21 protein-coding genes are annotated in these 23,477 nt (G+C 38.7%); 9 read left to right on the top strand and 12 right to left on the bottom strand.

Annotation, left to right across the window (positions count from 1 at the left end; genetic code table 11):
* Window positions 1-24: 24 nt before the first annotated feature.
* Window positions 25-837 carry a rhomboid family intramembrane serine protease gene (locus B9T28_RS08685; RefSeq protein WP_086203587.1) on the bottom strand — a complete coding sequence of 271 codons (813 nt, stop codon included), beginning with the start codon at window positions 835-837 and terminating at the stop codon, window positions 25-27.
* A 75-nt stretch (window positions 838-912) separates the two neighbouring features.
* Here B9T28_RS08685 and mtgA point away from each other — a divergent pair, with 75 nt between their 5' ends.
* Both mtgA and ppk1 read left to right on the top strand, forming a co-directional pair.
* Window positions 913-1,587 (top strand): monofunctional biosynthetic peptidoglycan transglycosylase, encoded by a 675-nt coding sequence (gene mtgA / locus B9T28_RS08680; protein ID WP_086203586.1) that lies wholly within the window; start codon window positions 913-915, stop codon window positions 1,585-1,587.
* Between the two features lie 110 nt (window positions 1,588-1,697).
* Window positions 1,698-3,779 carry a polyphosphate kinase 1 gene (gene ppk1 / locus B9T28_RS08675; RefSeq protein ID WP_086203585.1) on the top strand — a complete coding sequence of 694 codons (2,082 nt, stop codon included), beginning with the start codon at window positions 1,698-1,700 and terminating at the stop codon, window positions 3,777-3,779.
* 61 nt (window positions 3,780-3,840) lie between these two features.
* Here the strand turns inward: ppk1 and B9T28_RS08670 are convergent, their stop codons facing one another.
* The 6 genes from B9T28_RS08670 to rubA all read right to left on the bottom strand — a co-directional run bounded on the left by B9T28_RS08670 (window position 3,841) and on the right by rubA (window position 9,968).
* Window positions 3,841-5,790 (bottom strand): sensor histidine kinase, encoded by a 1,950-nt coding sequence (locus B9T28_RS08670; protein ID WP_086203584.1) that lies wholly within the window; start codon window positions 5,788-5,790, stop codon window positions 3,841-3,843.
* Window positions 5,700-6,380, bottom strand: coding sequence for a LuxR C-terminal-related transcriptional regulator (locus B9T28_RS08665; protein WP_086203689.1), 681 nt, complete (start codon window positions 6,378-6,380; stop codon window positions 5,700-5,702). The genes B9T28_RS08670 and B9T28_RS08665 overlap by 91 nt, the downstream gene beginning before the upstream one ends.
* Before the next feature lie 251 nt (window positions 6,381-6,631).
* Window positions 6,632-7,537, bottom strand: a complete 906-nt coding sequence (gene oxyR, locus B9T28_RS08660; RefSeq protein WP_086203583.1) for a LysR family transcriptional regulator OxyR — start codon at window positions 7,535-7,537, stop codon at window positions 6,632-6,634.
* A gap of 13 nt (window positions 7,538-7,550) precedes the next feature.
* Complete coding sequence (locus B9T28_RS08655) at window positions 7,551-8,489, bottom strand: alpha/beta fold hydrolase (protein WP_086203582.1); 939 nt, start codon at window positions 8,487-8,489, stop codon at window positions 7,551-7,553.
* A 54-nt stretch (window positions 8,490-8,543) separates the two neighbouring features.
* Complete coding sequence (locus B9T28_RS08650; RefSeq protein ID WP_086203581.1) at window positions 8,544-9,737, bottom strand: NAD(P)/FAD-dependent oxidoreductase; 1,194 nt, start codon at window positions 9,735-9,737, stop codon at window positions 8,544-8,546.
* A gap of 66 nt (window positions 9,738-9,803) precedes the next feature.
* Entirely contained in the window at window positions 9,804-9,968 is a 165-nt protein-coding gene (rubA, locus tag B9T28_RS08645; protein WP_086203580.1) for a rubredoxin RubA, read from the bottom strand.
* A gap of 541 nt (window positions 9,969-10,509) precedes the next feature.
* Here rubA and B9T28_RS08640 point away from each other — a divergent pair.
* Window positions 10,510-11,055, top strand: a complete 546-nt coding sequence (locus B9T28_RS08640) for an adenine phosphoribosyltransferase (RefSeq protein WP_086203579.1) — start codon at window positions 10,510-10,512, stop codon at window positions 11,053-11,055.
* Between the two features lie 48 nt (window positions 11,056-11,103).
* Here B9T28_RS08640 and B9T28_RS08635 read toward each other — a convergent pair whose 3' ends face one another.
* Window positions 11,104-11,610, bottom strand: coding sequence for a YqiA/YcfP family alpha/beta fold hydrolase (locus tag B9T28_RS08635; protein WP_086203578.1), 507 nt, complete (start codon window positions 11,608-11,610; stop codon window positions 11,104-11,106).
* A gap of 528 nt (window positions 11,611-12,138) precedes the next feature.
* Here B9T28_RS08635 and lysS point away from each other — a divergent pair.
* Entirely contained in the window at window positions 12,139-13,668 is a 1,530-nt protein-coding gene (gene lysS / locus B9T28_RS08630; RefSeq protein WP_086203577.1) for a lysine--tRNA ligase, read from the top strand.
* A gap of 155 nt (window positions 13,669-13,823) precedes the next feature.
* Window positions 13,824-15,281: a capsule assembly Wzi family protein gene (locus B9T28_RS08625; RefSeq protein WP_086203576.1), complete on the top strand. Its 1,458-nt coding sequence runs from the start codon at window positions 13,824-13,826 to the stop codon at window positions 15,279-15,281.
* Between the two features lie 257 nt (window positions 15,282-15,538).
* Here the strand turns inward: B9T28_RS08625 and B9T28_RS08620 are convergent, their stop codons facing one another.
* Window positions 15,539-15,997: a GNAT family N-acetyltransferase gene (locus tag B9T28_RS08620; RefSeq protein WP_086203575.1), complete on the bottom strand. Its 459-nt coding sequence runs from the start codon at window positions 15,995-15,997 to the stop codon at window positions 15,539-15,541.
* 150 nt (window positions 15,998-16,147) lie between these two features.
* On the opposite strand from B9T28_RS08620, the gene cysD reads away from it, so the two are divergent.
* Together cysD and cysN are read left to right on the top strand one after the other, a co-directional pair.
* Entirely contained in the window at window positions 16,148-17,056 is a 909-nt protein-coding gene (gene cysD, locus B9T28_RS08615; RefSeq protein WP_171263494.1) for a sulfate adenylyltransferase subunit CysD, read from the top strand.
* A gap of 44 nt (window positions 17,057-17,100) precedes the next feature.
* The gene (cysN, locus tag B9T28_RS08610) at window positions 17,101-18,717 is read left to right on the top strand and encodes a sulfate adenylyltransferase subunit CysN (RefSeq protein WP_086203573.1); all 1,617 of its coding nucleotides are present in this window, start codon (window positions 17,101-17,103) and stop codon (window positions 18,715-18,717) included.
* 108 nt (window positions 18,718-18,825) lie between these two features.
* Here cysN and B9T28_RS08605 read toward each other — a convergent pair whose 3' ends face one another.
* Entirely contained in the window at window positions 18,826-19,119 is a 294-nt protein-coding gene (locus B9T28_RS08605; RefSeq protein WP_086203572.1) for a hypothetical protein, read from the bottom strand.
* A 210-nt stretch (window positions 19,120-19,329) separates the two neighbouring features.
* Between B9T28_RS08605 and B9T28_RS08600 the strand changes: the two genes are divergently transcribed.
* On the top strand, window positions 19,330-20,322 hold the full coding sequence (locus B9T28_RS08600) for an NAD(P)H-quinone oxidoreductase (RefSeq protein ID WP_086203571.1): 993 nt from the start codon (window positions 19,330-19,332) through the stop codon (window positions 20,320-20,322).
* A 280-nt stretch (window positions 20,323-20,602) separates the two neighbouring features.
* Window positions 20,603-21,121, top strand: coding sequence for a hypothetical protein (locus tag B9T28_RS08595; RefSeq protein WP_086203570.1), 519 nt, complete (start codon window positions 20,603-20,605; stop codon window positions 21,119-21,121).
* Window positions 21,122-21,245: 124 nt separating this feature from the next.
* Here B9T28_RS08595 and tnpC read toward each other — a convergent pair whose 3' ends face one another.
* Together tnpC and tnpB are read right to left on the bottom strand one after the other, a co-directional pair.
* The gene (tnpC, locus tag B9T28_RS08590) at window positions 21,246-22,829 is read right to left on the bottom strand and encodes an IS66 family transposase (RefSeq protein ID WP_086203569.1); all 1,584 of its coding nucleotides are present in this window, start codon (window positions 22,827-22,829) and stop codon (window positions 21,246-21,248) included.
* Window positions 22,830-22,903: 74 nt separating this feature from the next.
* Window positions 22,904-23,239, bottom strand: coding sequence for an IS66 family insertion sequence element accessory protein TnpB (gene tnpB / locus B9T28_RS08585; RefSeq protein WP_086203568.1), 336 nt, complete (start codon window positions 23,237-23,239; stop codon window positions 22,904-22,906).
* Between the last annotated feature and the right edge of the window lie 238 nt (window positions 23,240-23,477).

The following is a 23,477-nucleotide window of genomic DNA, read 5'->3' as shown; positions in this document are numbered from 1 at the left end:
GGAGTTTGATTCAAAATAAGTGATTTAAAATTTTACTTGGCTACGCATTTGAGTAATGGCTTCTTGCCAGAGTGGCGTAATTGCTTGAACCAGACTGTGGCAATATAAATATACGGCGTAAGTGATCAGTGCACCCAAGATCAGCACGATGATCTGCGCAATGATTCCCTGTCTAAGGCGTTGTAGGACATACCAGGTTAAAGCCAAGAATGCACCCATGAGCATACCGCCAATATGCGCTGCATTATTAATTCCCGTTGCAAAGAAACCAAATGCAAGGTTAATTGCCAATACCGTAATGAGTGATTTTTGATCCAAAATAAAACGCTGATTTGGCGTTGGAGGAAATAATGACAACACGGTCAGTGCTCCACCAAGTCCCATTACGGCTCCAGATGCTCCTGCGGATACGCGTGGTATTAAGCTTGGATCGAAATTTTGTAGTAATTCATAACTATGCCGAATATCTAAATAGCCACTGAGTAAACTACCCATTAGGCCGGCAAGTACGTATAAACCAAGATAATAAACACGACCTAAAGTTTCTTCAGCGACATTTCCAAAGACATAGAGTGCCCACATATTGAACATTAAATGTATTAATCCAAAATGGAAAAACATACTACTCAATAAACGAAATGGTTCCTCTAAAAAGGTTAAAGGTGCATAATCAGCCCCCCAACGTAATGCATCAGCCGTGCTTGGGTCTGTAATATTAACCCCAGTTAAAATTTGCCAAGCAAATAATCCAACGTTGATGGCAATCAGTAGTAGGGTAATTTTTCCACTCATATTTTGTGCTTGTACAAAGGTAGGCGTGTGTTGACGATCAGACATGCGCTCGTTTCTATATTTTTATTGATAAGTTCAGCTTAGCATGAAATTCCAAAATATTCGGAGTAACACACTGACATGAAAGCCTTTATTGTTCGTAGTTTGTTAATCATTGTCAGTATTCTGATTATTATTCAATTATGGATTTTTTCAAGTCTGGTGTATTGGCGGACGCACGCTGTCGAAACCACCATGTTTATGCGTTGGACTTATTTGTCAGACTTTGAACCGATCAAACATCAATGGCGTGATTATGCTGATATTAGTGATAACTTTAAGCATGCCATCGTTGCTGCTGAAGATGCTAAATTTGTCGATCACCATGGCTTTGATTGGGATGGAATTGAAGGTGCATTACAGCGCAATCTAAAAAAAGATAAAGTTGTGGCAGGTGGATCGACCATTTCACAACAATTGGCGAAAAATTTATTCTTTTATAATCGTCGTTCATTGATTCGTAAGGGGCAAGAAACGATTGCTACAACCATGATGGAGCGCATGTGGACCAAACGCCGTATTTTAGAGGTCTATATGAACTCTGTGGAGTTTGGTGATCATATTTATGGTGTTGAAGCGGCAGCACAACATTATTTTGGCAGAAGTGCAAATAAGCTCAATCAGGAGCAGGCCGCATTTTTAGCAGCAATTTTACCTAATCCTAAATATTATCAAGACCATCAAGATGATGCAAAAGTCCAAAGTCGGAAACGAATGATTTTGAAATATATGCGTTATACCCGAATTCCTGATTAACAACATGATTTTAAAAGACAAAAAAAGCACATTTTAATGTGCTTTTTTTATGAAATTGTCACAAATTTGAAGCATACTTATGTAAAGTCTTATAGATGCAGGTCTGTTGTATGAATACCGCAGTAACGAACGATACGCTTCCAGAATATTCTTATAACGAGCGCTATATTAATCGTGAACTTTCAATTTTAGATTTTCATTTACGTGTTTTAGAACAAGCGGTAGATCCTTTACATCCATTACTTGAGCGTTTAAATTTCTTATTAATATTCTCTCGGAATATGGATGAGTTCTTTGAAATCCGCGTTGCTGGGGTAATGGAGCAGCTGACCTTAGGCAATGAGAGTCGTAGTCCAGATGGTTTTACGCCGAAGCAAATTTTAGAAACGATTTCTAAAACTACACATGCTGCAATTGAACGTCAGTATCGAATCTTAAATGATGAAATTTTCCCAAAATTACGTGAAGCAGATATTTGTTTTTTACGCCGTGGTGAATTAACGCCAGCACAATCCGTTTGGATTAAAAAGTATTTTCAAGAGCAAGTTGCTCCAGTATTAACACCAATTAGCCTAGATCCAGCGCATCCATTTCCACGTTTAGTGAATAAAAGTTTAAATTTTATAGTGACTTTAGAGGGTAAAGACGCCTTTGGTCGTCAAATTGATTTAGCTGTGGTACCAGCACCGCGATCTTTACCACGTGTGGTTCGTTTACCTGATGAGTTGACCGGTGGAAAAGAGCATTTTGTGATGTTATCTGCCATTATTCATGAGCATGTATCGGACTTGTTTCCGGGAATGACCGCAACAGGCTGTTATCAATTCCGTGTGACTCGAAATGCTGACTTGGCTTTGAACGAAGATGTTGAAGATCTAGCGAAGGCATTGAAAGGTGAGTTGAGCTCTCGTCGTTTTGGCCGTGCAGTACGTTTGGAAGTGACAGAAAACTGTCCAAAGCATATCTATGAATATTTGTTAAATGAATTCGATTTAGAAGATGAACAACTTTATAAAGTGGATGGTCCAGTTAACCTTGCACGCTTAGTTTCTAATTTTAAGTTGCCACATTTACGCTATGATTCGCATGTTCCTGCTATTCCTAAAGTATTGAAAAAAACTGAAAATATTTTTTCAGCAATGCAGAAACAAGACATTTTACTCCATCATCCATTTGAATCATTTGCACCTGTAATTAATTTACTGCGTGAAGCTGCCCGTGATCCACAAGTATTAGCCATTAAGCAAACTTTGTACCGTAGTGGGGCAGATTCCGAGATTGTACAAGTGCTGGCAGAAGCGGCACGCAATGGTAAGGAAGTCACTGCGGTGATCGAGCTGCGGGCTCGTTTTGATGAAGAGTCAAATATTGCAGTGGCCAATGTACTACAAGAAGCGGGTGCCGTGGTCGTGTATGGCATTGTGGGTTATAAGACGCATGCCAAAATGATTTTGGTGGTTCGTCGTGAAAATAATAAATTGATCCGTTATGTGCATTTGGGTACAGGGAATTACCATGCCACTAATGCTCGAATTTATACCGATTATGGTTTGCTCACCACGGATAAAGAGCTATGTGAAGATGTACATCGAATTTTCCAAGAGCTAACAGGCATGGGGAAAATGGCGAAGCTGAAAAAATTATTGCACGCACCTTTTACTTTACATGCTCAACTGATTGCCTTTATTGATGATGAAATTGCATTAGCAAAAGCAGGCAAGCCAGCTAAAATTATTATTAAAGTGAATGCATTAACAGAAGTTCAATTGATTAATAAACTTTATGAAGCTTCACAAGCAGGTGTGCAAATTGATTTAATTATTCGTTCAATTTGTTGTTTACGTCCTGGTCTACCAAATTTATCTGAAAATATCCGTGTCCGTTCTATTGTAGGGCGTTTCTTAGAACATACACGGGTATATTACTTTGGTAATGGTGGTCATTCACGTATTTATTGTTCGAGTGCAGATTGGATGGATCGTAATTTATTTAATCGCGTGGAAGTCTGTTTCCCGATTGAAGATCCAGCATTGAAAAAACGGATTTACCAACAAGGTTTAATCAATTATTTAAAAGACAATACTCAAGCATGGCTACTTCAAGGTGATGGCACTTGGATTCGACCACAACCGAAAGAGGGTGAGGTATTGTATAATGCCCAGCAAAATTTAATTGAAACAGTGACAGGTTAATTAAAACCTAACGAACCATCAAGACATGCTGATGGTTCGTTAAAATGTATTATGATAAAAATTACGAGCTAATGCAGGCTTTCAAGGTGGTTTTACCTGGAGTAGATTGAATTTCTAGTTGTCCACCAATACGTCCCATTCTAATTTTCATACTTTGCATACCGACACTTAAACCCATTAGTTCATTTGCTTGAACATCAAAACCAACACCATTGTCCTGAATTAAAAGTTCGAGTTGATGTCGCTCAAGATAATGAAGTGTTACCGAAATTTCAGTCGCTTTACTATGTTTTACAATATTGGTGAGCGCTTCTTCTAATACTCGAGATAAGGTTAAACATTGAATTGCTGAGGGTTGATTCATCCAGGATTCTGGCGAACTCCATTGAGAATCAATGTCTAGTTCATCAAAAATTTGAATAAAACGATGACGCAAAGGTGCAAGCCAAATTTGAGGTGTTTCAGGCGTTTTATTGCCGATACTGGAACCGCTATCGATGACTTGTCGTAGATCATTACGCAGGAGCTTGAGTATAGATAAAAACTGCTGATTACTTAGTGGCTGTTTACTTTGATCAACAATAATCATAGAGCGAACGATAGAGCCACCTAATCCATCATGCAGGTCATGCGACAGTTGAATACGTTCTTGTAAGCGTGAATTTTGTAATTCAAGTTGGTGTTGGGTGTTGAGCGAGTAACTTAATTCTTCGGACACTTTTAAAATTTTTATGGCTTGAATTTTATTGAAATTATCAATTTTGTTGATGTTTTTTGCCAAACGCATAGCCAAAATTATCGCAATAAATAACGCTGTAATTGGAGCCGCATAGGGGGTTAAAAAGAAAATAACTTTAGGTTTAAAGAGCAATAAATATAAATCATATAAGCCAACCCATAAATAAATCATTAAGCAAAATGCGAGTAAATAGTACTCAATTTTTTTAGATTTGAAGATGATAAAAGGATAACTTAACGAATTTAAAAAGAAGATGGTCGCACCTGAAAAAAATACAAATGCAAGTGCAGAACCGAGCTGATTAGTTGGTACCAAAAGAAGCAGTACGAGTGAGAATATGGTCAATAATCCATAAAGTTTTTCAATGCGTGGAAACCGTTTTTGTGCAAATCGCCAACAAAAGAGACTAATTGAGATTGAGTAAATCAGTACCATTAGCACATTAATTTTTGCAATAGCCCAAACACTCAGTTGAAATGGTGGTTCCGTAATTAATAAATTGCTTAAAAATATTGCCCAAGTAAAAGAAGCGAGAGCAAACCATCCAAAGCTACTATCAGATCTACGAAATAACCAAATGAAAAGTCCAATCAATCCCAGTGTTGCAGTAAAGATTAAGTTAATAAAATGTAAGGTTCGATGTTGCCAAATTCTTTGTTCATAATATTTAGAAGTTGTAGTCGAATCACCCAGATGAATTTCACCTAAGCCCGAGGATTGAGTTGCAAAACCAACAATTCGGATCAATAAGGTGTTGTGACCTTGCCGAATGGCACTTTGCGGAATATTCAATAATTGAGGCTTATTCCAACTTCGTGAAATAGGTTCGACCAAGGAGTAATCTTTCCAAAGCAGTTCATCGTTGAGATAAACAGCACCAGCCATATTGAGATAATCAATAGCGATAGAGAGCGGAGCCGTATTTTTAGGGCAGTTATAATTCCATTCATATTTATACCAAGCTGTACCCGTATAGCCCTTCCAACGTTTACCCCAATTGTCTGGCAAGGTTACAGGAATCCAACCTGTGTTTGGTGGAACTTCGGGGTTCGATGTCGCTTGCACAACTGAAATTTTTGGATTTTGAACATAACAGTTTTTAGGCTGATCAATGTCTAAGAATTGACTCCCATAGCTCGGTGCAATCTTTAAACAACCGTAAGTAATGAGTAGATAAAGAATTAATGTAATATACCCATTGAACGCGCTGTATTGATTGCTTTTATTCTGCTTGAAACGGATAGTTTTCGGTAAATATATTTGATATGACATTCGACTGTATAACGCGATAAGTTTAAAAAATTGGCAATCTCTCTGTTGCTCATACCTTTTGCCACCAATTCTAATATTTCATGTTCTCGTATAGAAAGTAAATCACTTTCTATTTTATTTTCAATAGTTTGAGCTTCAGTTTGAGTAGCAGTTTCCATTTGTTCTAAAATTTGTCGAGCAATAAAAGGATCTATTGGCGCGCCACCCCGCACAACACTGCGGATAGCCAGTGAAATTTCTAAGTCATCTCGCTCTTTGAGTACATAGCCAGTGGCACCCGCCTTGAGTGCTCCTAAAATGGCATCTTGAGTACTCCATGCTGAGATAACCAATATGGAAATATCGAGATCATTGTGTTTAAACTGCTCAATTAATTCTATTCCATTGCCATCGGGTAAGCCCAAATCAACTAAAGCAAAATTAGGCAGATATTGATTACACTTCAATTTTGCTTCTTGAACACCAGAAGCTAAAATAATTTGATCAAGGGGATAACCTAATTCTACTAGAATATTTTGCAAACGAATTTGAATGAGAGGTTCATCTTCAATAATGACGACCGGCACGGGTAATATGAGTTCATTCACTATGTTTTGTTCCCACAATCTTTTTTAATTATCCAGAGCTACTGTGTCGGAATTCAAACAGAAGTGCTATCCCTATAATTGGGTATTTTTAATCAGTTTAATTTAAGTTATTGTGTAACTAATTTTTTAAATATTTTTGATAGATAGCGGAACTATAATTTGATTACTGCTGCTGAATTAATAATTGAGTGATTATAAAGATCTGGGCATAAAAAAGAGAGGCTTTAGCCTCCCTTTAAATATTACATTAACATTCAATGCAGATTTGCAGTCACTTTTTGCAGAATCTGTAATAACACATCAAACTCACTTTGTAATGGTGTGCTCTTACGTGTTACCAACGAGAGGATACGTGAAGGCGCATTCTCAATTGATTTAATGATAATTTTGTCATTACTCTTGAGCATGTTGGCATGTAAAGCAATTTCAGGAAGTAAGGTAAAACCTAAATCTGAACTGACCATTTCAACCAGTGTCGGTAACGAACTTGCTTTTAAACGATGATCATTTTTACGTTCGCCAATAGGGCACACGCTAAGAGTGTGATCACGTAGACAATGACCTTCTTCTAAAAGCATTAAATGGGATAAGTCTAAATCCTCTAAGCTTTTGGCATGTACTGCATTTTGATCTGCTTTATTACAAACTAAAAATAAATTTTCTTTTGCAATTTCAGCAACTTTTAAGCCACGCGTATCAAAAGGTAAAGCTAAAACGATCATGTCTAAATTACCATGTTCGAGTTTTTCTACAATTTTTTCACTTTGGGCTTCATGCAAATGTAATTGAATTTTTGGTAGTTGCTTATGCACTTCCTCTAACAAACGCGACAAAATAAATGGCGCAATCGTTGGAATAATTCCAAGATGTAAGTCACCAGTTAAAGGCTCACTCATTTCACGACTTAAACGCATTAAGTCTTGTGCATCTGCGAGTAGAACACGAGCTCGTGCAACAACCTGTTCGCCTAAAGGGGTTAAACGTACATTTTGGCGATCACGTTCAACGAGTACGCCACCCAATAAACGCTCAAGTTCCATAATCCCACCCGATAAAGTCGATTGAGTTACGAATGAACGACGCGCTGCTTCAGTAAAGTGCAGCGTCTCAGACAGTGTCACAAGATATGACAGTTGTCTTAGGGATGGTAATGCAGCCATAGTGTCCTGATGTTTATGATTTAAAGTGATGCGTAAATAAACCGCTAAGTTGAGGAATAAAGTGCGGAGGCATATCATGCCCCATTCCTTCAATTAATTCAAATTTAGCGTCTGAAATTGCTTTAGCAACAGCCTTCCCATGACTTGGTAGGAGCAAACGGTCTTTAGAACCATGAACCACAAGGGTTGGTTTTTGGATTTGTTTGTCCAGTTGAAGTAATGAGCCTGTACATAATATGGCTAAAAACTGTTGAAGTACACCAGCAGGATGGTAACTGCGCTGATATAATTTTTGTGCGGTTTGCATAGTTTCCATGTGGTTGACATAACCAGGTGAACCAATATGCTTAAATACCTTTAATGAATGATTGATAATACCTTGTTCATCTCGAGATTCAGGTTTACCAATTAAACTGAACAGTTGTTTAGGAAATGGTGGTGGGAGCAAAGGTTGATTATTACTGGTAAATAATAATCCGATCTTTTCAACTTTCTCAGGGTATTTTGCTGCAAGAATCTGTGAAATCATGCCGCCCATAGATGCACCCAAAATATGGGTTTTTTCTAGACCTAAACGGTCAATCAACAGAGCGACGTCATCGGCCATATCATATAAATTATAGGGCGCACCTTTATTGTCTAAACCTAGTGCAAAACGGCTCATGAGCTTGAAAGCATTTAAGCGTGGACCATTGGTTCTAATTTTTGAAGATAAGCCAATATCTCTATTGTCAAATCGAATAACCCGAAAACCTTGATCAATAAGTGATTTACAAAAAAAATCAGGCCAAAATAGCATTTGAGCACCCAACCCCATAATCAGCAGAATGGTTGGATCCGTTTCTTTTCCGCCAATTTCTACATGCAGTTGGATACCATTGCCTAAGTCGACTTTGGTTTCTTGCATAAAGGATGTATAGGGTGAAATCTGGAATTGCAGTGCGCTATTCATTGTTATTGTCCTAAAAGGATATTTTGCTTGAAAAACATCCTATACATTAAAACCTTAAATTGATGCTGGAATCAAGTCGGGAACAAGTTTTGTTAGAACTAAACGTTGCTTTCCTGCCGTTGCACCCAGTAAGACAAAGCCACGTAAAGTACCTTCTGCATCTATTGCTTTAGATAGCATACCATCTTCAAATTCTTCATTTTCCCAATTCACTTCAACATCAATCGGTGGCGGTAATACTGTGAGAGGAGCAGCAGGTGTTTTGACTGCAACAGGCATAGCAGGGTAATGAACAGTAGTTGTTTGACCGCTCAAAGTTTTTGCTAAAGCACGTGCTTGTTGCATAATTGGCATCACATAAGGTAACAGCATACCATTTACTTCTGCACAATCGCCGAGCGCATAAATATCGGTGTAATTGGTTTCCATTAATGTGTTGGTTATAACGCCACGACTGGTTTGAATGGTTGCCGTTTTTGCCAATTCTAAATTAGGTTGTAGGCCAATTGCCGAAAGTACAACATCAGCCTTGAAAGATTGGCCATTCGCCAAGGTTACTGTATAACCGTGTTCAGCGAGCTTTGTTATTTTTTCAACGGTAGTGCCCAGCGCAAACTGAACTCCCGCATGTTCTAAACCTTCTTGGAAAGCCTGAGCCACATGTGTTGGTAGTAAACGGCCGAGTGGTTGTGAGGCTAAATCAATGATAGTAACTTGATGTCCCGTCTTTTGTAAATCATTGGCAAATTCACAGCCAATTAAACCTGCACCTAAAATGACGACACGTTTATCATCACAATTTTCAGTATTACATTGATCTAAACTATTGCGAAAAGTACGATAATCCATGAGTGAATTGACCACATGGATGTCATCACTGCCATCACCCGCAATCGCAAGGCGAATTGGATTAGCACCAACCGCTAGTATGAGTTTTGAATAGGGCTGTATTGTTGTTTTTCCATCTTTTTCAAGAACCAATTCATGCTGCTCAGCATGTATCGCTTTAACCCAAGTATGATTTTCAATACGCATTGTGAGTTGCGTACTCATTTTTTCAGCATCACCCAGGCCAATCTGATCAGGAACCTTATTTCCAACCAAGGCGTTTGAAAGTGTTGGTTTCGCATAATTTACCGCATCATCAGCACAAATCATGACGAGTTCCTGCTCAGGACTCAATTTACGAAATTCTCTCGCAAGGGTGTATCCCGCCATTCCTGAACCAATGATTACGATCGGGTGCATTATGTACTCCAAAATTTATTAAACTGAATGTAAAAAGACCATGCATCCATGGTCTTTTATTTATTTTTAGATTTCTACCATTTCAAAATCTACTTTTGAAACACCACAGTCTGGACATGTCCAGTCATCTGGAATATCGTCCCATTTAGTTCCTGCGGCGATGCCATCTTGTGGCCAACCTTCTGCTTCATCATAAATCCATCCACAAACGATGCATTGATATTTCTTCATTTAATTCTCCAAACTCTGCGCAGTCATCAGCAAGACTGTCAGAAAATTCCTTCTACTGCATAATGATAGTGATATGATTTTATCATGTACATATTCAAGTAAATTTTTACGCAGTTCTATAGCTAAAGTAAAGTAAATATCAGAGTTTAACTCACTAATCTTAAAGCAGAATGGCTGAAAAGGATAAAAGATGTGTTTAATGGGCTAATTCCCACTTTTTTGTTAGACAATCTTTGTTGTTGAATAAGCATAAAATGATTGAGAGGTACAGTTTTTGAATTGAAAATATTGAATGAAACATATTGAAATAAAAAAACTGAAGCATGATCTTTCATGTTTATACCTAGGTCTAAGTGAATTAGTCGCTTAAATAATTTAAAATTAGCTTTGCTATATGTATACCCAATATTTATTATATAAATGGCCTTAATAAATTCAATTGCTTATGAAGCTTAGGTTTTTGTTCAAGGTTAAGACGCTATTCGCCATGATGTTAATGCGTTAAAATTCACTCAATCTTTATTTTTTACAACTCTCCCAAATTATGAATATGTCTACTGCTTTGTGGTCGAACATCCGTGCTGTCCAAGATTTTCCTAAACCAGGTATTTGTTTTTATGACTTAACCCCTTTGTTTCTGACTCAACTTGAAGCTTTAACAGATGCGTTAGTTGCAAGTTTGCCTGAAGATCAATTGGCAGAAGTGGAAAGTTTTGTCGCTGTTGAAGCACGCGGTTTTATTCTGGCGAGCCTTTTGGCACAACGTACTGGAAAGGGCTTGCTTCTAGTTCGTAAGGCAGGAAAATTACCGCCTCCAGTTGTAGGCGTTGGATATAGTTTGGAATATGGTTTGGATCGTTTAGAAGTGTCTGCTGAAATTGAGCCACAAAAAGTCATTATTGTCGATGATGTCTTGGCTACAGGTGGAACATTAAAAGCCGTTAAACAGCTGATGCATAAATGTGAACATACTGTTTTAGGTGCAAGTATTTTCTTAGATTTACCTGAATTACACGGTGATTTGGGAATGACCGTTTGGTCGGTACTGGATGAATCATCTAAGCCACTTGAAGCTGCTGTTGCTTAAATTGATTTATTTTTAAAACGCTTAAAAGCCTTGTAAATACAAGGTTTTTTATGCTCGAAAAAAAGTTTGTTGCATATATTGGATTAAATGATTCAAATTTTCGGGTTGAGCTAAGCGATGGTGTCCACCTTCATGTGCATCAACTTGCATAAATTGCTCTAATAGTGTGCTGGTTGCATGCATATCTAATATTTCATCACCGAGTTCAATATAGGCCATTTGCGGAATATCGTGTTCTAAATCAATCTCGCTAATAGATTGATAATCATCACGAAAATTTGGATTTAAACTGGGGTTAGCAATAATTGCTGGAATACGATGTAAATGTGACATTTTCAGTGCCCAATATGCACCTAAGCTGTGTCCAATTAGCATTTCAGGTTTGATTTTTTCGATAATCTCATTGTAAAAATTTTCAACGGTTTGATAATTTAAATTGCGATAATCGATATCAATACAAAATTTATTTTTTGCATTAATCGCATGAAATTTTGTGGATTCTTTTGAGGAATCCAAACCATGCAAAAATAGAATTTTAAAAGCGTTTGAGTTCATGGCTATTACATTCACACTGTCTTTAATCACAAAGATAGGAAATAATCGAAACGATATTTTTCCACTATTTCTAATATCCCATGATTGTACGTAGCCCAGTGATTTATAGAACTTAGATTTTGGTCTTAGAGACTTAAGTAATAGGCAGTTCATTTAATTAATTACATTGCAGAATGCAGGATTACTTTAGCAAAAAAGGTATGAAAGTATTAATTCACAGGTAGGGAGTGAAACGCTTGATTTACTTGCTTAAGGTGGAAAATAGATACTAGATAAATTGGATGATTTATTTCGTCTAGTAAGTACGCTTCTCGTTAATATGTATCGTTCAAAATGATGATTGATTATATGAAAGAGCGTTTTGAGGAGTCATTTTTAAGCATATAAATATGAGCTGTTTTAGCATTAGGTTAGCGTTTTTAATCATTTTTAATTTTTTGCATTGATCGTTGTGTGAATGCCATACGCATTATGTTGGATTTCTGCTATTCTATGCGACTTCCATTTTTTACTATAATCGAGGCAGAGATGACGCAACATAACGCTCAATCGACTTCTGAACAACCCATTTCCGAAAACGATTTAATTGCACAGCGTCATGCCAAGTTAAAACAAATTGAAGAGAAGGCCAAACAAACGGGTGTTAGCCCTTGGCCAAATACATTCAAACGTGAGCATTATGCGCAAGATTTGCAAGATCAATTTGCAGATCAATCAAAAGAACAAATTGAAGTAGGTGAACAGGTTCGTGTTAGTGTCGCGGGTCGTGTGATGTTGAACCGTGGTTCATTCATCGTGATTCAAGATATGACAGGTCGTATCCAGCTTTATGTCGCACGTAAAGAATTAGCCCCAGATGTTTTAGAAGCGATTAAAGGCTTAGACCTTGGTGATATTATCGCTGTTGAAGGTTATATTGGTCGTTCGGGCAAAGGCGATTTATATGTGCATATTGAACATTTCGAATTGTTGACGAAATCATTACGCCCGCTTCCAGATAAATTCCATGGTTTAAACGATACTGAAGTTAAATATCGTAAACGTTATTTAGATTTAATTGTGAATGAAGAAACACGTAAAACTTTTGAAATTCGTGCAAAAGTGGTGTCAGGTATTCGTAACTATTTAATCAATGAACGTTTCATGGAAGTTGAAACACCAATGATGCATGTGATTCCAGGTGGTGCATCTGCGCGTCCATTTGAAACGCATCACAATGCATTGGATATGCCTTTATATTTACGTATTGCACCAGAACTTTATTTAAAACGTTTAGTTGTAGGTGGTTTTGAACGTGTTTTTGAAATTAACCGTAACTTCCGTAATGAAGGTGTTTCAACGCGTCATAATCCAGAATTCACCATGATCGAATTCTACCAAGCGTATGCAGATTACAAAGACTTAATGGCTTTGACTGAAAGTATGTTGGAAAAATTAGCCATCGATATTTTAGGTTCGACGGATGTTCCTTATCAAGGTGAAGTGTATAGCTTCAAAGGGCCATACAAAAAAATCTCGATGTTTGACTCAATTTTGGAAAATAATCCAAGCTTTACACCAGAAAACGTTGCTGATCGTGAATTTTTGGCAAAATTCATTCAAGACGAATTGAAAGAGCAAGTTAAACCTGGTTTTGGTTTAGGCCGACTACAAACTATCGTATTTGAAGAAACCGTTGAAACGACATTACGTCAACCGACCTTCATTACGGAATATCCTGCGGAAACTTCACCATTAGCGCGTCGTAATGATGATAATCCACATATCACAGACCGTTTTGAATTCTTCATTGGTGGTCGTGAATTGGCGAATGGCTTCTCGGAGTTGAATGACCCGATTGATCAGGCTGAACGTTTCCAAGCACAAGTGGAAGAAAAAGATGCGGGTGATGATGAAGCAATGCATTATGATGCAGAGTTTGTCGAAGCTTTAGAATATGGTTTACCGCCAACAGCGGGTGAGGGAATTGGGATTGATCGTCTAGTGATGCTATTTGCAGATGCAGCCAGTATCCGTGATGTGATTTTATTCCCACATATGCGCCGCAAAGATGTGTAAAGAAAAGTCATAAGATGACAAATAAAACAGCCACCTCAAATAGGTGGCTGTTTTATTTTAAGATGGAAAATTGTAATAATTCCGTTTCACCATTGAAAAATAGGGTTAAAAAATCTATGGTGGGGCAGAGAAATAAATGAGAGAAAATAAAGCGCATGTTCTTAAAAAAATCACTTTATGCTGCCATATTGGTGACAATGTCTTTACCTGTTTTTGCACAGGGTTTGGTGTTAAATGATCAAAATCTTCGTACAGATTTAAATTGGTTAAATCAACAAGGAGTGATTCAACTCAGCACATCAACTTGGCCAATGAGTGGTGATGAGATTCAGCGTGCTTTATCTCAGGCAAAAATTTTAAATACCACACAACAAAAAGTGATTAATTCTGTTCAAAATGCACTGAAAGCAGATGCTCAAACAGCAAAAATAGGATTGTTTGCAGAGTCAGATCAAAAAAATATCCCACAAAATTTTGGTGATAATCATAAAGCACAATATGTAGGTTCACTTGAGTTGAATGCAAGTGGAGAACATTGGGATGCTAAGCTTCGTATCAATGCTGAAAAAGATCCTCTGATTGATAATGGTCAAGATGTTAATGTTGAAGGCTCATATATTGCGGGAAAACTGTGGAATCAATGGTTGGTGGCAGGCCAAATTCCAACCTATTGGGGCCCTGGACATGATGGGAGCTTAATTCGTGGTGATGCAAGTCGTCCTGTATATGGTTTTACCGCTCAACGTGCTGAACAAAAAGCATTTGAATCGAAGTGGTTATCATGGATTGGGCCTTGGCAATATCAAGCTTTTGCGGGGCAATTGGATGATTATAAAGCCATTCTAGATGCAAAATTACTGGGTTTTAGATTAACTGCACAACCACTGCCATATTTAGAAATCGGTGCATCTCGTATTTTGCAATGGGGTGGAGAAGGGCGTTCTGAAAGTTTAAATTCACTTTGGAATGCTATTAAAGGTAATGATAATTTTGAAAATGGTGCTGAAGATAAGTCAAATCAGATTGCGGGTTTTGATGGACGTTTAAATTTACAACCATTATTAGAAGTCCCTGTAAGCTTATATGGACAATATGTCGGTGAAGATGAAGCTGGTTTATTACCATCGAAAAAAATGTATTTAGCTGGTGTGGACTATTCTTCTAGTTTTAAAACCATGCCATATCAGCTTTATGCAGAGTGGGCAGATACACGAACCAATGGGGATGCAAAAGGTATTTCGTATAATCATTATATTTATACAGATGGTTATTACCAGCATGGTTTCCCGTTAGGACACGCGATGGGGGGTGATGGCCAAATGGTCTCTGTCGGTGGTGATATTCGTTTTGATGTGATGAACCGTTTAAATGGTCGTATTATTTATGCCAAAGTAAATGAGTCGGCTGATCATTTTGGAGATCATCAAATTAATTTAGCTTTTCCCGAAAAAGATAAAATTAAAGCACTTGATTTAACATGGACGCATTATGTCAAACCGACGATTCCATTAAAAATTAATGGTTGGGTGAGTGATTCAGACAAACGAGGCAATGATGCAGGTGCATCGATTGGTGTAGAAATACCTTTGGAAAAAGGCCTTTGGGGATATTAAAATACAGTTTTTAGTAAAATTGATTACCCAAAAGGTTTTAAATTCTACCTGAAAAATATTCAAATAAAATACCTGATTTCAGGGATGTAAAATGTAGTTTTAATCACTTAAAATGTGTTGACTTCTTTAATTGACCTTTTTAAAGAAGTTATTCCTACCTTGCAAAACATAGAAGATGAGGTTGTGCTTTTGTGTATTTTAAAGCTTATCCATTTTGGGTAAGCTTTTTTTCTTTTTATCCAATTGCTAGTATTATTTTAGTCAGCAATTGAGTGTAAGGCTTTTTTATATTGGATAAAGCCAGTCTGGGTTGCGATTCGGTCATACAATCGTTGTGCAGTTTGATTATTTTCATGCGTTAGCCAATATACGCGATCAAACTTGTCTACACAGACAGCATAACTGTGTTCAATTAACTGTCTTGCTAAACCTTGATGACGATAGGCTTCATGTACATATAAATCTTGTAAGTAGCAATATGGGAGCTTGGTCCACATACTCATATGTGAAATCAAGTGAACAAAGCCGACGACTTGATCATCCATGATTATGGCATAGCCAAACATCTCCTTTTGAAAGAGATCTGTAATCCGATGCCAAGATAATTGGGTCTGTTCTGTAGTTAATTCTGATTCATAAAAAGTGAGATAAGCTTGCCATAAGGGCAACCATTGATCAAAAGAAACTTCTGATAAAGCAGTAATTTTTGTCGACATTTATTGATCTTCTATGTTCGGTATATGATGTTTTTATATATGAATATAAAAAAACAAGCAAAAGAAAAGCGTTATAAATCACTATAATGAATATAAATTTTAATATGTGTAATAAGTACACTTTTTTGTGAGCTGGTGCTGTCAATGTCAATAAATGAGGAAAGACTTACTCATCTTAAACAGCTTGAAGCTGAGAGTATTCATATTATCCGTGAAGTGGCTGCCGAATTTGAAAATCCGGTGATGCTATATTCCATTGGTAAAGATTCAGCGGTGATGCTGCATCTTGCGATGAAAGCATTTTATCCTGCAAAACTTCCATTCCCATTATTGCATGTCGATACTGGTTGGAAATTTAAAGACATGATCACATTCCGTGATGAGATGGCGAAAAAACACGGTTTCGATTTAATTGTGCATCAAAATAAAGAAGGCAAAGATGCAGGCATCAATCCTTTCGATCACGGTAGTTCAAAATATACCGACATCATGAAAACTCAAGGCTTAAAACAAGCGTTGGACAAATATGGTTTTGATGCAGCTTTTGGTGGTGCGCGTCGTGACGAAGAAAAATCACGTGCGAAAGAGCGAGTGTATTCGTTCCGTGATTCAAAACACCGTTGGGATCCTAAAAATCAACGTCCTGAACTTTGGAATCTTTACAACGGTAAAGTGAACAAAGGCGAAAGTATTCGTGTGTTCCCATTGTCAAACTGGACTGAGTTGGATATTTGGCAATACATTTATTTGGAAAGTATTCCATTAGTGCCTTTATATTTGGCTGCAGAACGTCCTGTGGTTGAACGTAGCGGTACACTGATCATGGTGGATGATGAACGTATGCCTTTAAAAGAAGGTGAAGTTCCACAAATGAAATCAGTACGTTTCCGTACTTTAGGCTGTTACCCGCTGACAGGTGCAGTTGAATCAACGGCCGATACCTTGCCAGAAATTATCCAAGAAATGTTGCTTGCCACAAGTTCTGAACGTCAAGGTCGTATGATTGACCATGATGAAGCGGGCTCGATGGAAAAGAAAAAGCAAGAAGGCTATTTCTAAGCTTTTAGATAATCGATTTCTAACGAATTTGTGGAGTTTGAGCAATGTCTCATCAATCAGAACTCATTAGCCAAGATATCTTGGGCTATTTAAAACAACATGAAAATAAAGACTTATTACGCTTTTTGACCTGCGGTAACGTCGATGATGGTAAATCCACCTTAATTGGTCGTTTACTTTATGACTCAAAATTAATTTATGAAGATCAATTACAAGCAGTGACTCGTGACTCGAAAAAAGTCGGTACAACGGGCGATGCACCAGATTTGGCGCTCCTTGTTGATGGTTTACAAGCGGAACGCGAACAGGGCATTACCATTGATGTCGCGTATCGTTATTTCTCGACTGAAAAACGTAAGTTCATCATTGCCGATACTCCGGGGCATGAACAATATACCCGTAACATGGCAACCGGTGCATCGACCTGTGACCTTGCGATTATTTTGATTGATGCGCGTTATGGTGTGCAAACGCAAACGCGTCGTCACACTTATATTGCAAGCTTGCTAGGTATTAAGAACATTATTGTTGCGATCAACAAAATGGACTTGGTTGAATTTTCTGAAACGCGTTTCAATGAAATTCAAACTGAATATGCAGGCTTTATTGCGCAATTGGGTAACCGTAAGCCAAACAACATCATCTTTACGCCGATTTCTGCATTGAATGGCGATAACGTGGTGAATGTTTCGGAAAATACGCCATGGTACAAAGGTCAAACCTTGATGGGTTCACTTGAATCTGTGCAAATTAATCGTGATACGGTGCAACGTGATTTCCGTTTCCCTGTGCAATATGTGAATCGTCCGAATCTCGACTTCCGTGGTTTTGCGGGAACGATTGCACTGGGTGAAATTAGTGTCGGTGATAAAATTATCGCTTTGCCATCGGGTAAATCATCAACAGTGAAAGAAATCGTGACTTTTGATGGCAACCTTGAACATGCATTTGCAGGTCAAGCGGTGACATTAACGCTAAATGATGAAATTGACGTATCACGCGGTAATATGTTGATACGTGCAGATCAGGGTGTTCCTGCTATTTCACGTGCTGTAAAAGCGACTGTGGTCTGGATGGCGGATCAACCGCTGGTACTAGGTAAGCTGTATAACATTAAAATTGGTACGCAGACTGTTCCTGCCAAAGTGACGGGCATTAACTACCGTACCAATGTGAACACGCTTGAGCAAATGCAAGTGGATCATCTTGACTTAAATGCGATTGCGAATGTGACGGTTGAATTTGATGCGCCAGTAGTGTTTGACCGTTATCAAGATAGCCGTTATACAGGTTCGTTTATCTTCATTGATCGTTTGAATAACGTAACGATTGGTGCGGGTATGGTGGAAGAATCTGTTGAATGGTCTGCGCATAGCAACCCTGTCACAGCTGAAGACCGTGCAGCACGTTTGGGTCAAAAACCTGCGTCTATTACGGTGTCGAACAAAGCTTTGGAAAATGCTCAAGCACTTGAGAGCTTATTGCTTCAACAAGGTATTGTTGTGATTGCTAAAGCAGATTTAGATGTTACGCAAGTCGCATTGCTTCGTGAAACAGGTATTGCGGTGATTACGACTGTGACTGAAGGTACAGATGTGACATTCACAGTTGAAGCGGTTGAAGAACTTGCTGAAAAAATTGTGGAATTGGTTCGACTTTAAGACTGATCTGATTGAAAAGAAAACCCGCTAAAAGGCGGGTTTTCTAATTTCTTAGATTAGCATTTGAAGTGCATCTTTAAGGTATATCTTTGCTACTTTTTCATCATTTCAATGAATTTTGAAATATTGATCAACCCAAATTCCCAATCGAATCAAAATCAACAATACAGCGAAGTAAATCTGGAAAATACCCGCAAATATCATAATCCAACCGCTATTTTCCAGTATTTTTCGTGCACCAAGCTCAATAATAAAAACAATAATCGCAACGATGATTTCAAAAGTAATCACGGCTTTAAATAACCAAGTCCACGGAAAGTGTAAAACCCACGTGAGAAAAACAATCACTAAACAGGGAGGCGTAAAAAAAATACGACTTTTAAATCCATATCTATTTATCATTTTTTATTGTTGCTATTGCTCTCACAGTAAATTGAATAAAAATAGAAATAAAGCTTTAAGTGCTAAAAACTTTTAAATTGCATTCATTTGAGTATTTCCATGCATGCTGAAAACGTTTAAGACATAAGTCCGACTGGACTTCATTCCTACCTCTATCTATGTTCAAATGAAGATATAAAACATGAATAGTCAATAAATAGGAAAAAGTACATGTCACAAAAAACGATGCAACACGTTATTATTACCGAAGCTGGTGGCCCAGAAAAATTAGCCTATGAAACAGTTGCTATTCCTACTGCGCAAGCAGACGAAGTTTTAGTAAAAGTACATGCCTTTGGTATTAACCGCCCAGACATCTTGCAGCGTCAGGGCTTATACCCAATGCCTAAAGGCGTAACACCTGTACCGGGTTTGGAGGTGGCAGGGGAAGTTGTTGCAGTCGGTGCAAATGTTACTCAGTTTAAAGTGGGCGACAACGTTTGTGGGCTCACCAATGGTGGTGGCTATGCAGAATACTGCGTTGTGCCTGAAAGCCAAACTTTGAATATTCCTGACAATGTCAGTTTTACCCAAGCCGCAGCGATTCCTGAAACCTTCTTTACCGTATGGGCGAACGTATTTCAAATGGGCAAAGCTAAAGCAGGGGAAATAGTACTTGTGCATGGAGGAACCAGTGGGATTGGTACGACTGCGCTGATGTTGTGTAAAGTATTGGGTATTAAAACCTTTGCAACAGTGGGTACAGACGAAAAAGTGGCAGCGATTGCAGATTTAACCACTGCTATTAACTACAAAACTCAAGATTTTGAACAGGTGATCAATGAGAAAACCGATAATGGTGGTGTAGACATTATTTTGGATATGGTGGGTGCGCCATACTTAGAACGTAACTTGAACTTGTTGCGCCGTGATGGTCGTTTAGTCTATATCGCGTTTTTGGGTGGGGCAAAAGCCAAAGAAGTAAAACTCGGTCAAATTATGATGAAACGTTTGACCATTACTGGTTCAACGATGCGAGCGCGTACCACGGCTGAAAAAGCTGAAATAGCTCAAGGCTTAAAAGACACTGTTGTGCCACTTTGGGCAAAAGGTCAATGTCTGCCGATGATCTATAAAACCTTTAAGTTCGACCAAATTGTTGATGCACATATCGCCATGGATATTGGTGATCATGTCGGTAAGATTGTGGTGGAAGTGATCTAATTTTAAATTCATCATCATTTGTCGTTGAATATAAAAAATAAATTCCTCTTTTTAAATGAGGGATTTATTTTTGGATAGCTGACGGCTTTTTATACTGAATTTTTCTCAATTGAAATGTCTTCAATGAGTATTCCAATAAAGTATATTTGGTGATTAAAATTGTGGGTGGATAGATAACTTATCTTATGTTAGATAGGTACAATTCAATCTTTATTTTTGTTCTGTTTTGCTGTGACTTTTATGCGACAATAGCACTTTATATTTTTGTATAAGGACTCCCATGACTGAGCAATCTCCTGAATCTTTAAGTGATATCGAAATTTTAGACATTTTACAGTCCATGAAAGACGATGAGCTTGATGTTGAAGCAAAAGAGATTATCCGTAATGGTGGTAAAGCAGGTCGCCAAGAAGCGCATAAGCAAGCTTTAGTGGCATTACACACAAGCTTCGAAAACAAGTTTGTTGAAGCGGTTGTGCTGGCATTGGGCTTAAATGATGGCCAAGCTAAAAAAATCCGTTATAAAAAAGACCGTATTCGTATTTTGAAAGTACGTGGGATTGATTATCTTGCGATTGATGGTGCAGAAACTGCACAAGTTTTGTCTCAGGTTGCTCAGGCGATTAGTCGTGAAGATGCGATAGTCACTGAAGGTCTACACAACATTTTTCCATTTTGGAAAGAAGGCTGGCCAATGGTGCAGTTTGATAATGCCTATAATATCTTAGCAGAAGATATCTCAATTCATTATCAGGCAACTTTAGATCAACTTATTTCACTGTATGGTAGTAGAAGGTAAGTTTTAAAAAAGCACCGAAAGGTGCTTTTTTATATTTTGGCTATATTTTGAAGATAGCGACTTTCCTGAATGTCGCCAAACATAAGATAAATTGTAAGCGTCCGCTGAACCCCATCGCTATTTTTTAATTCGGTTCAGGTTTCCAGCAGTGTGGCAGTAATTCTTCTATTTGAGTCACTTTATGTGTCGGTAACCTTTTCAGCACATCACTTAAATAAGCATACGGATCCAGTCCATTCAGCTTTGCTGACTGGATTAAAGTCATGATATTGGCAGCTCGTTGACCACTACGCAGCGAGCCAGCAAATAACCAGTTCTTACGTCCCAACGCCCAAGGTCGCATTTGGTTCTCGACCCAGTTATTGCAAATAGGTAGATTGCCATCATCCAGATAGCGGCTTAAGGCTGGCCAACGCTTCAGCGTGTAATGAATAGCCTTGGCGATTGGAGAACTCGACGTCACCGTCAGATAATGTTGGTTGAGCCATTCATACAGTTGTTGCATCACTGGTTGACTATGCTGTTGTCGGTATTCCCGGCGTTGTTCTGCCGTACCATCGATCTTTTTCCTGAGTTCTGCTTCTATAGCATACAGTTTCTGAATCATCACTAATGCCTGTTCAGCGATCTGACTTTTCCCGGTCACATGTAGCTCATGGAATTTACGACGTGCATGTGCCATGCAGCCCACTTCAATGACCCGGCCTGATTTAAAGCGTGCTTTATAACCACTGTAATCATCACAGACCAGATGACCCTGCCAGTCTTTCAGAAACTCTTCAGCATGTTGACCTGAACGACTATCCTGAAAGTCATAGATCACCACCTGAACTAGATTGTACTGTGTCGTGGCATAGGCCCAGACATAACCTTTCTTCGGTTTTTTCTCATTCTCACCCATCCGCATGATGGTGACAGGTGTTTCATCTGCATGAATCACCTGTTGTTGCAGCACAAGCTGTTTTAAGGCATTGGCCAGAGGTTCCAGTTCCACACCGCAGCGGCCAATCCAGTCAGATAAGGTTGATCTGGACAGATCAACACCTGCGCGTAGAAAGATTTGACGTTGACGGTACAGCGGTAAATGATCGGCATATTTCGATACCAGTACATGGCTAAGCAATTCAGGACTGGCAATGCCTTTATCAATCACATAGGCGGGCATCGCTTGCTGAGTCAGGGTGTCACACTGATCACAGACCCATTTGCCACGCACATGCTGTTCCTTATAGAACTGTGCCGGTCTGAAATTCAGTTTCTCGCTGACATCTTCACCGATACGACGCAAGGTGCAGCCACAGCTGCATTGGGTTGATGCAGGTTCATGCTCAATACGGATGGTATGTAGATGATCTGGCAGCAGTCGACGTTTAGGTTTGTTGACTGGGGCTTTCTGTGCAGCTGCATCGGTTTTATCTGCATTCAGCCGTTCCAATTCCAGATCAACCGCTGCGATATCTTCTTCAACTGCCTCATCCCAGAGATGGATTTGTTTTGCGGTTAGATGTTCATTTTTATTGCCGAATTTGTATTTTTTAAACAGAGCAAGTTCATGCTCGTATTTTTGATTGAGAATAGAAAGATGTTGAACTTGAGCATCTAATTTTTGATTTGATTGTGCCAGGGACTGATGTTGCATCGCCAACTGCTGGGTAAATTCCAGCAGTTGTTCATGGGTCAGTTGGCTTAAATCAGGCATCGTATTCATGACCACAGTATGCCTGAGGTCATGAATACGATGAAATAGAACGTTTGGAGAATAGCAGAATGGAGGAGCTTGGTTTAGAGCATCGTCACCACCTGCTGTAATCTGATTCTTTGCCAGGGCAAACCCTGGATCAGTGCCTGTAACTGCTCCGGGCTGATTGCTACGGTTTCACCTTGATGAACTTGAGCCCAGTGGAATTTCCCTTGTTCTAGCCGCCGAGCACACAGCCAGATGCCCAGTCCATCATGTACCAGCACTTTCATGCGATGGCCACGTTTGTTACAGAACAAGTAAGCGCAATGCGGTTTGACATAGCCAAAGGCTCTCAGCACCTGAGCCATGACCGTATCCATCCCTGCACGCATATTCATTGGCTGGGTAGCGAGCCAAATTTCATCGATACGGATCATTGAGTCAAACCCTGAATCAGTACCAGTAATTCAGTGACTGACTCCACTGGCCAGTCGATCTCAATCATCTGATCCCTTACGGAAGCTTGTTCTTCATGTAATGGAATCCTGATATGAGCGACAGCTTTCTTCTCTGGTAAAGGTGGCGGAGGTACTTCTTGTTCAAATGGAGTCGGGTGAAGAATGACGGGAAGGAAGTCGGTCTGTGGAATGGAGGGAATTGTTAATGATGGGACCA

Source organism: Acinetobacter silvestris (assembly GCF_002135235.1).
Classification (GTDB): domain Bacteria; phylum Pseudomonadota; class Gammaproteobacteria; order Pseudomonadales; family Moraxellaceae; genus Acinetobacter; species Acinetobacter silvestris.
Note: the sequence above shows the minus strand (reverse complement) of the source record. Positions and strands in the feature narration are given on the sequence as shown.

Excerpts from the sequence above, each read along its gene's own strand:
- B9T28_RS08600 (WP_086203571.1), top strand. The coding sequence starts at position 19,330 with ATGTCACAAAAAACGATGCAACACGTTATTATTACCGAAGCTGGTGGC.
- oxyR (WP_086203583.1), bottom strand. The coding sequence starts at position 7,537 with ATGGCTGCATTACCATCCCTAAGACAACTGTCATATCTTGTGACACTG.
- B9T28_RS08655 (WP_086203582.1), bottom strand. The coding sequence starts at position 8,489 with ATGAATAGCGCACTGCAATTCCAGATTTCACCCTATACATCCTTTATG.
- tnpC (WP_086203569.1), bottom strand. The coding sequence starts at position 22,829 with ATGAATACGATGCCTGATTTAAGCCAACTGACCCATGAACAACTGCTG.
- rubA (WP_086203580.1), bottom strand. The coding sequence starts at position 9,968 with ATGAAGAAATATCAATGCATCGTTTGTGGATGGATTTATGATGAAGCA.
- B9T28_RS08635 (WP_086203578.1), bottom strand. The coding sequence starts at position 11,610 with ATGAACTCAAACGCTTTTAAAATTCTATTTTTGCATGGTTTGGATTCC.
- B9T28_RS08620 (WP_086203575.1), bottom strand. The coding sequence starts at position 15,997 with ATGTCGACAAAAATTACTGCTTTATCAGAAGTTTCTTTTGATCAATGG.
- B9T28_RS08650 (WP_086203581.1), bottom strand. The coding sequence starts at position 9,737 with ATGCACCCGATCGTAATCATTGGTTCAGGAATGGCGGGATACACCCTT.
- cysN (WP_086203573.1), top strand. The coding sequence starts at position 17,101 with ATGTCTCATCAATCAGAACTCATTAGCCAAGATATCTTGGGCTATTTA.
- mtgA (WP_086203586.1), top strand. The coding sequence starts at position 913 with ATGAAAGCCTTTATTGTTCGTAGTTTGTTAATCATTGTCAGTATTCTG.
- tnpB (WP_086203568.1), bottom strand. The coding sequence starts at position 23,239 with ATGATCCGTATCGATGAAATTTGGCTCGCTACCCAGCCAATGAATATG.
- B9T28_RS08595 (WP_086203570.1), top strand. The coding sequence starts at position 20,603 with ATGACTGAGCAATCTCCTGAATCTTTAAGTGATATCGAAATTTTAGAC.
- B9T28_RS08625 (WP_086203576.1), top strand. The coding sequence starts at position 13,824 with ATGTTCTTAAAAAAATCACTTTATGCTGCCATATTGGTGACAATGTCT.
- ppk1 (WP_086203585.1), top strand. The coding sequence starts at position 1,698 with ATGAATACCGCAGTAACGAACGATACGCTTCCAGAATATTCTTATAAC.
- B9T28_RS08605 (WP_086203572.1), bottom strand. The coding sequence starts at position 19,119 with ATGATAAATAGATATGGATTTAAAAGTCGTATTTTTTTTACGCCTCCC.
- lysS (WP_086203577.1), top strand. The coding sequence starts at position 12,139 with ATGACGCAACATAACGCTCAATCGACTTCTGAACAACCCATTTCCGAA.
- B9T28_RS08670 (WP_086203584.1), bottom strand. The coding sequence starts at position 5,790 with ATGTCATATCAAATATATTTACCGAAAACTATCCGTTTCAAGCAGAAT.
- B9T28_RS08685 (WP_086203587.1), bottom strand. The coding sequence starts at position 837 with ATGTCTGATCGTCAACACACGCCTACCTTTGTACAAGCACAAAATATG.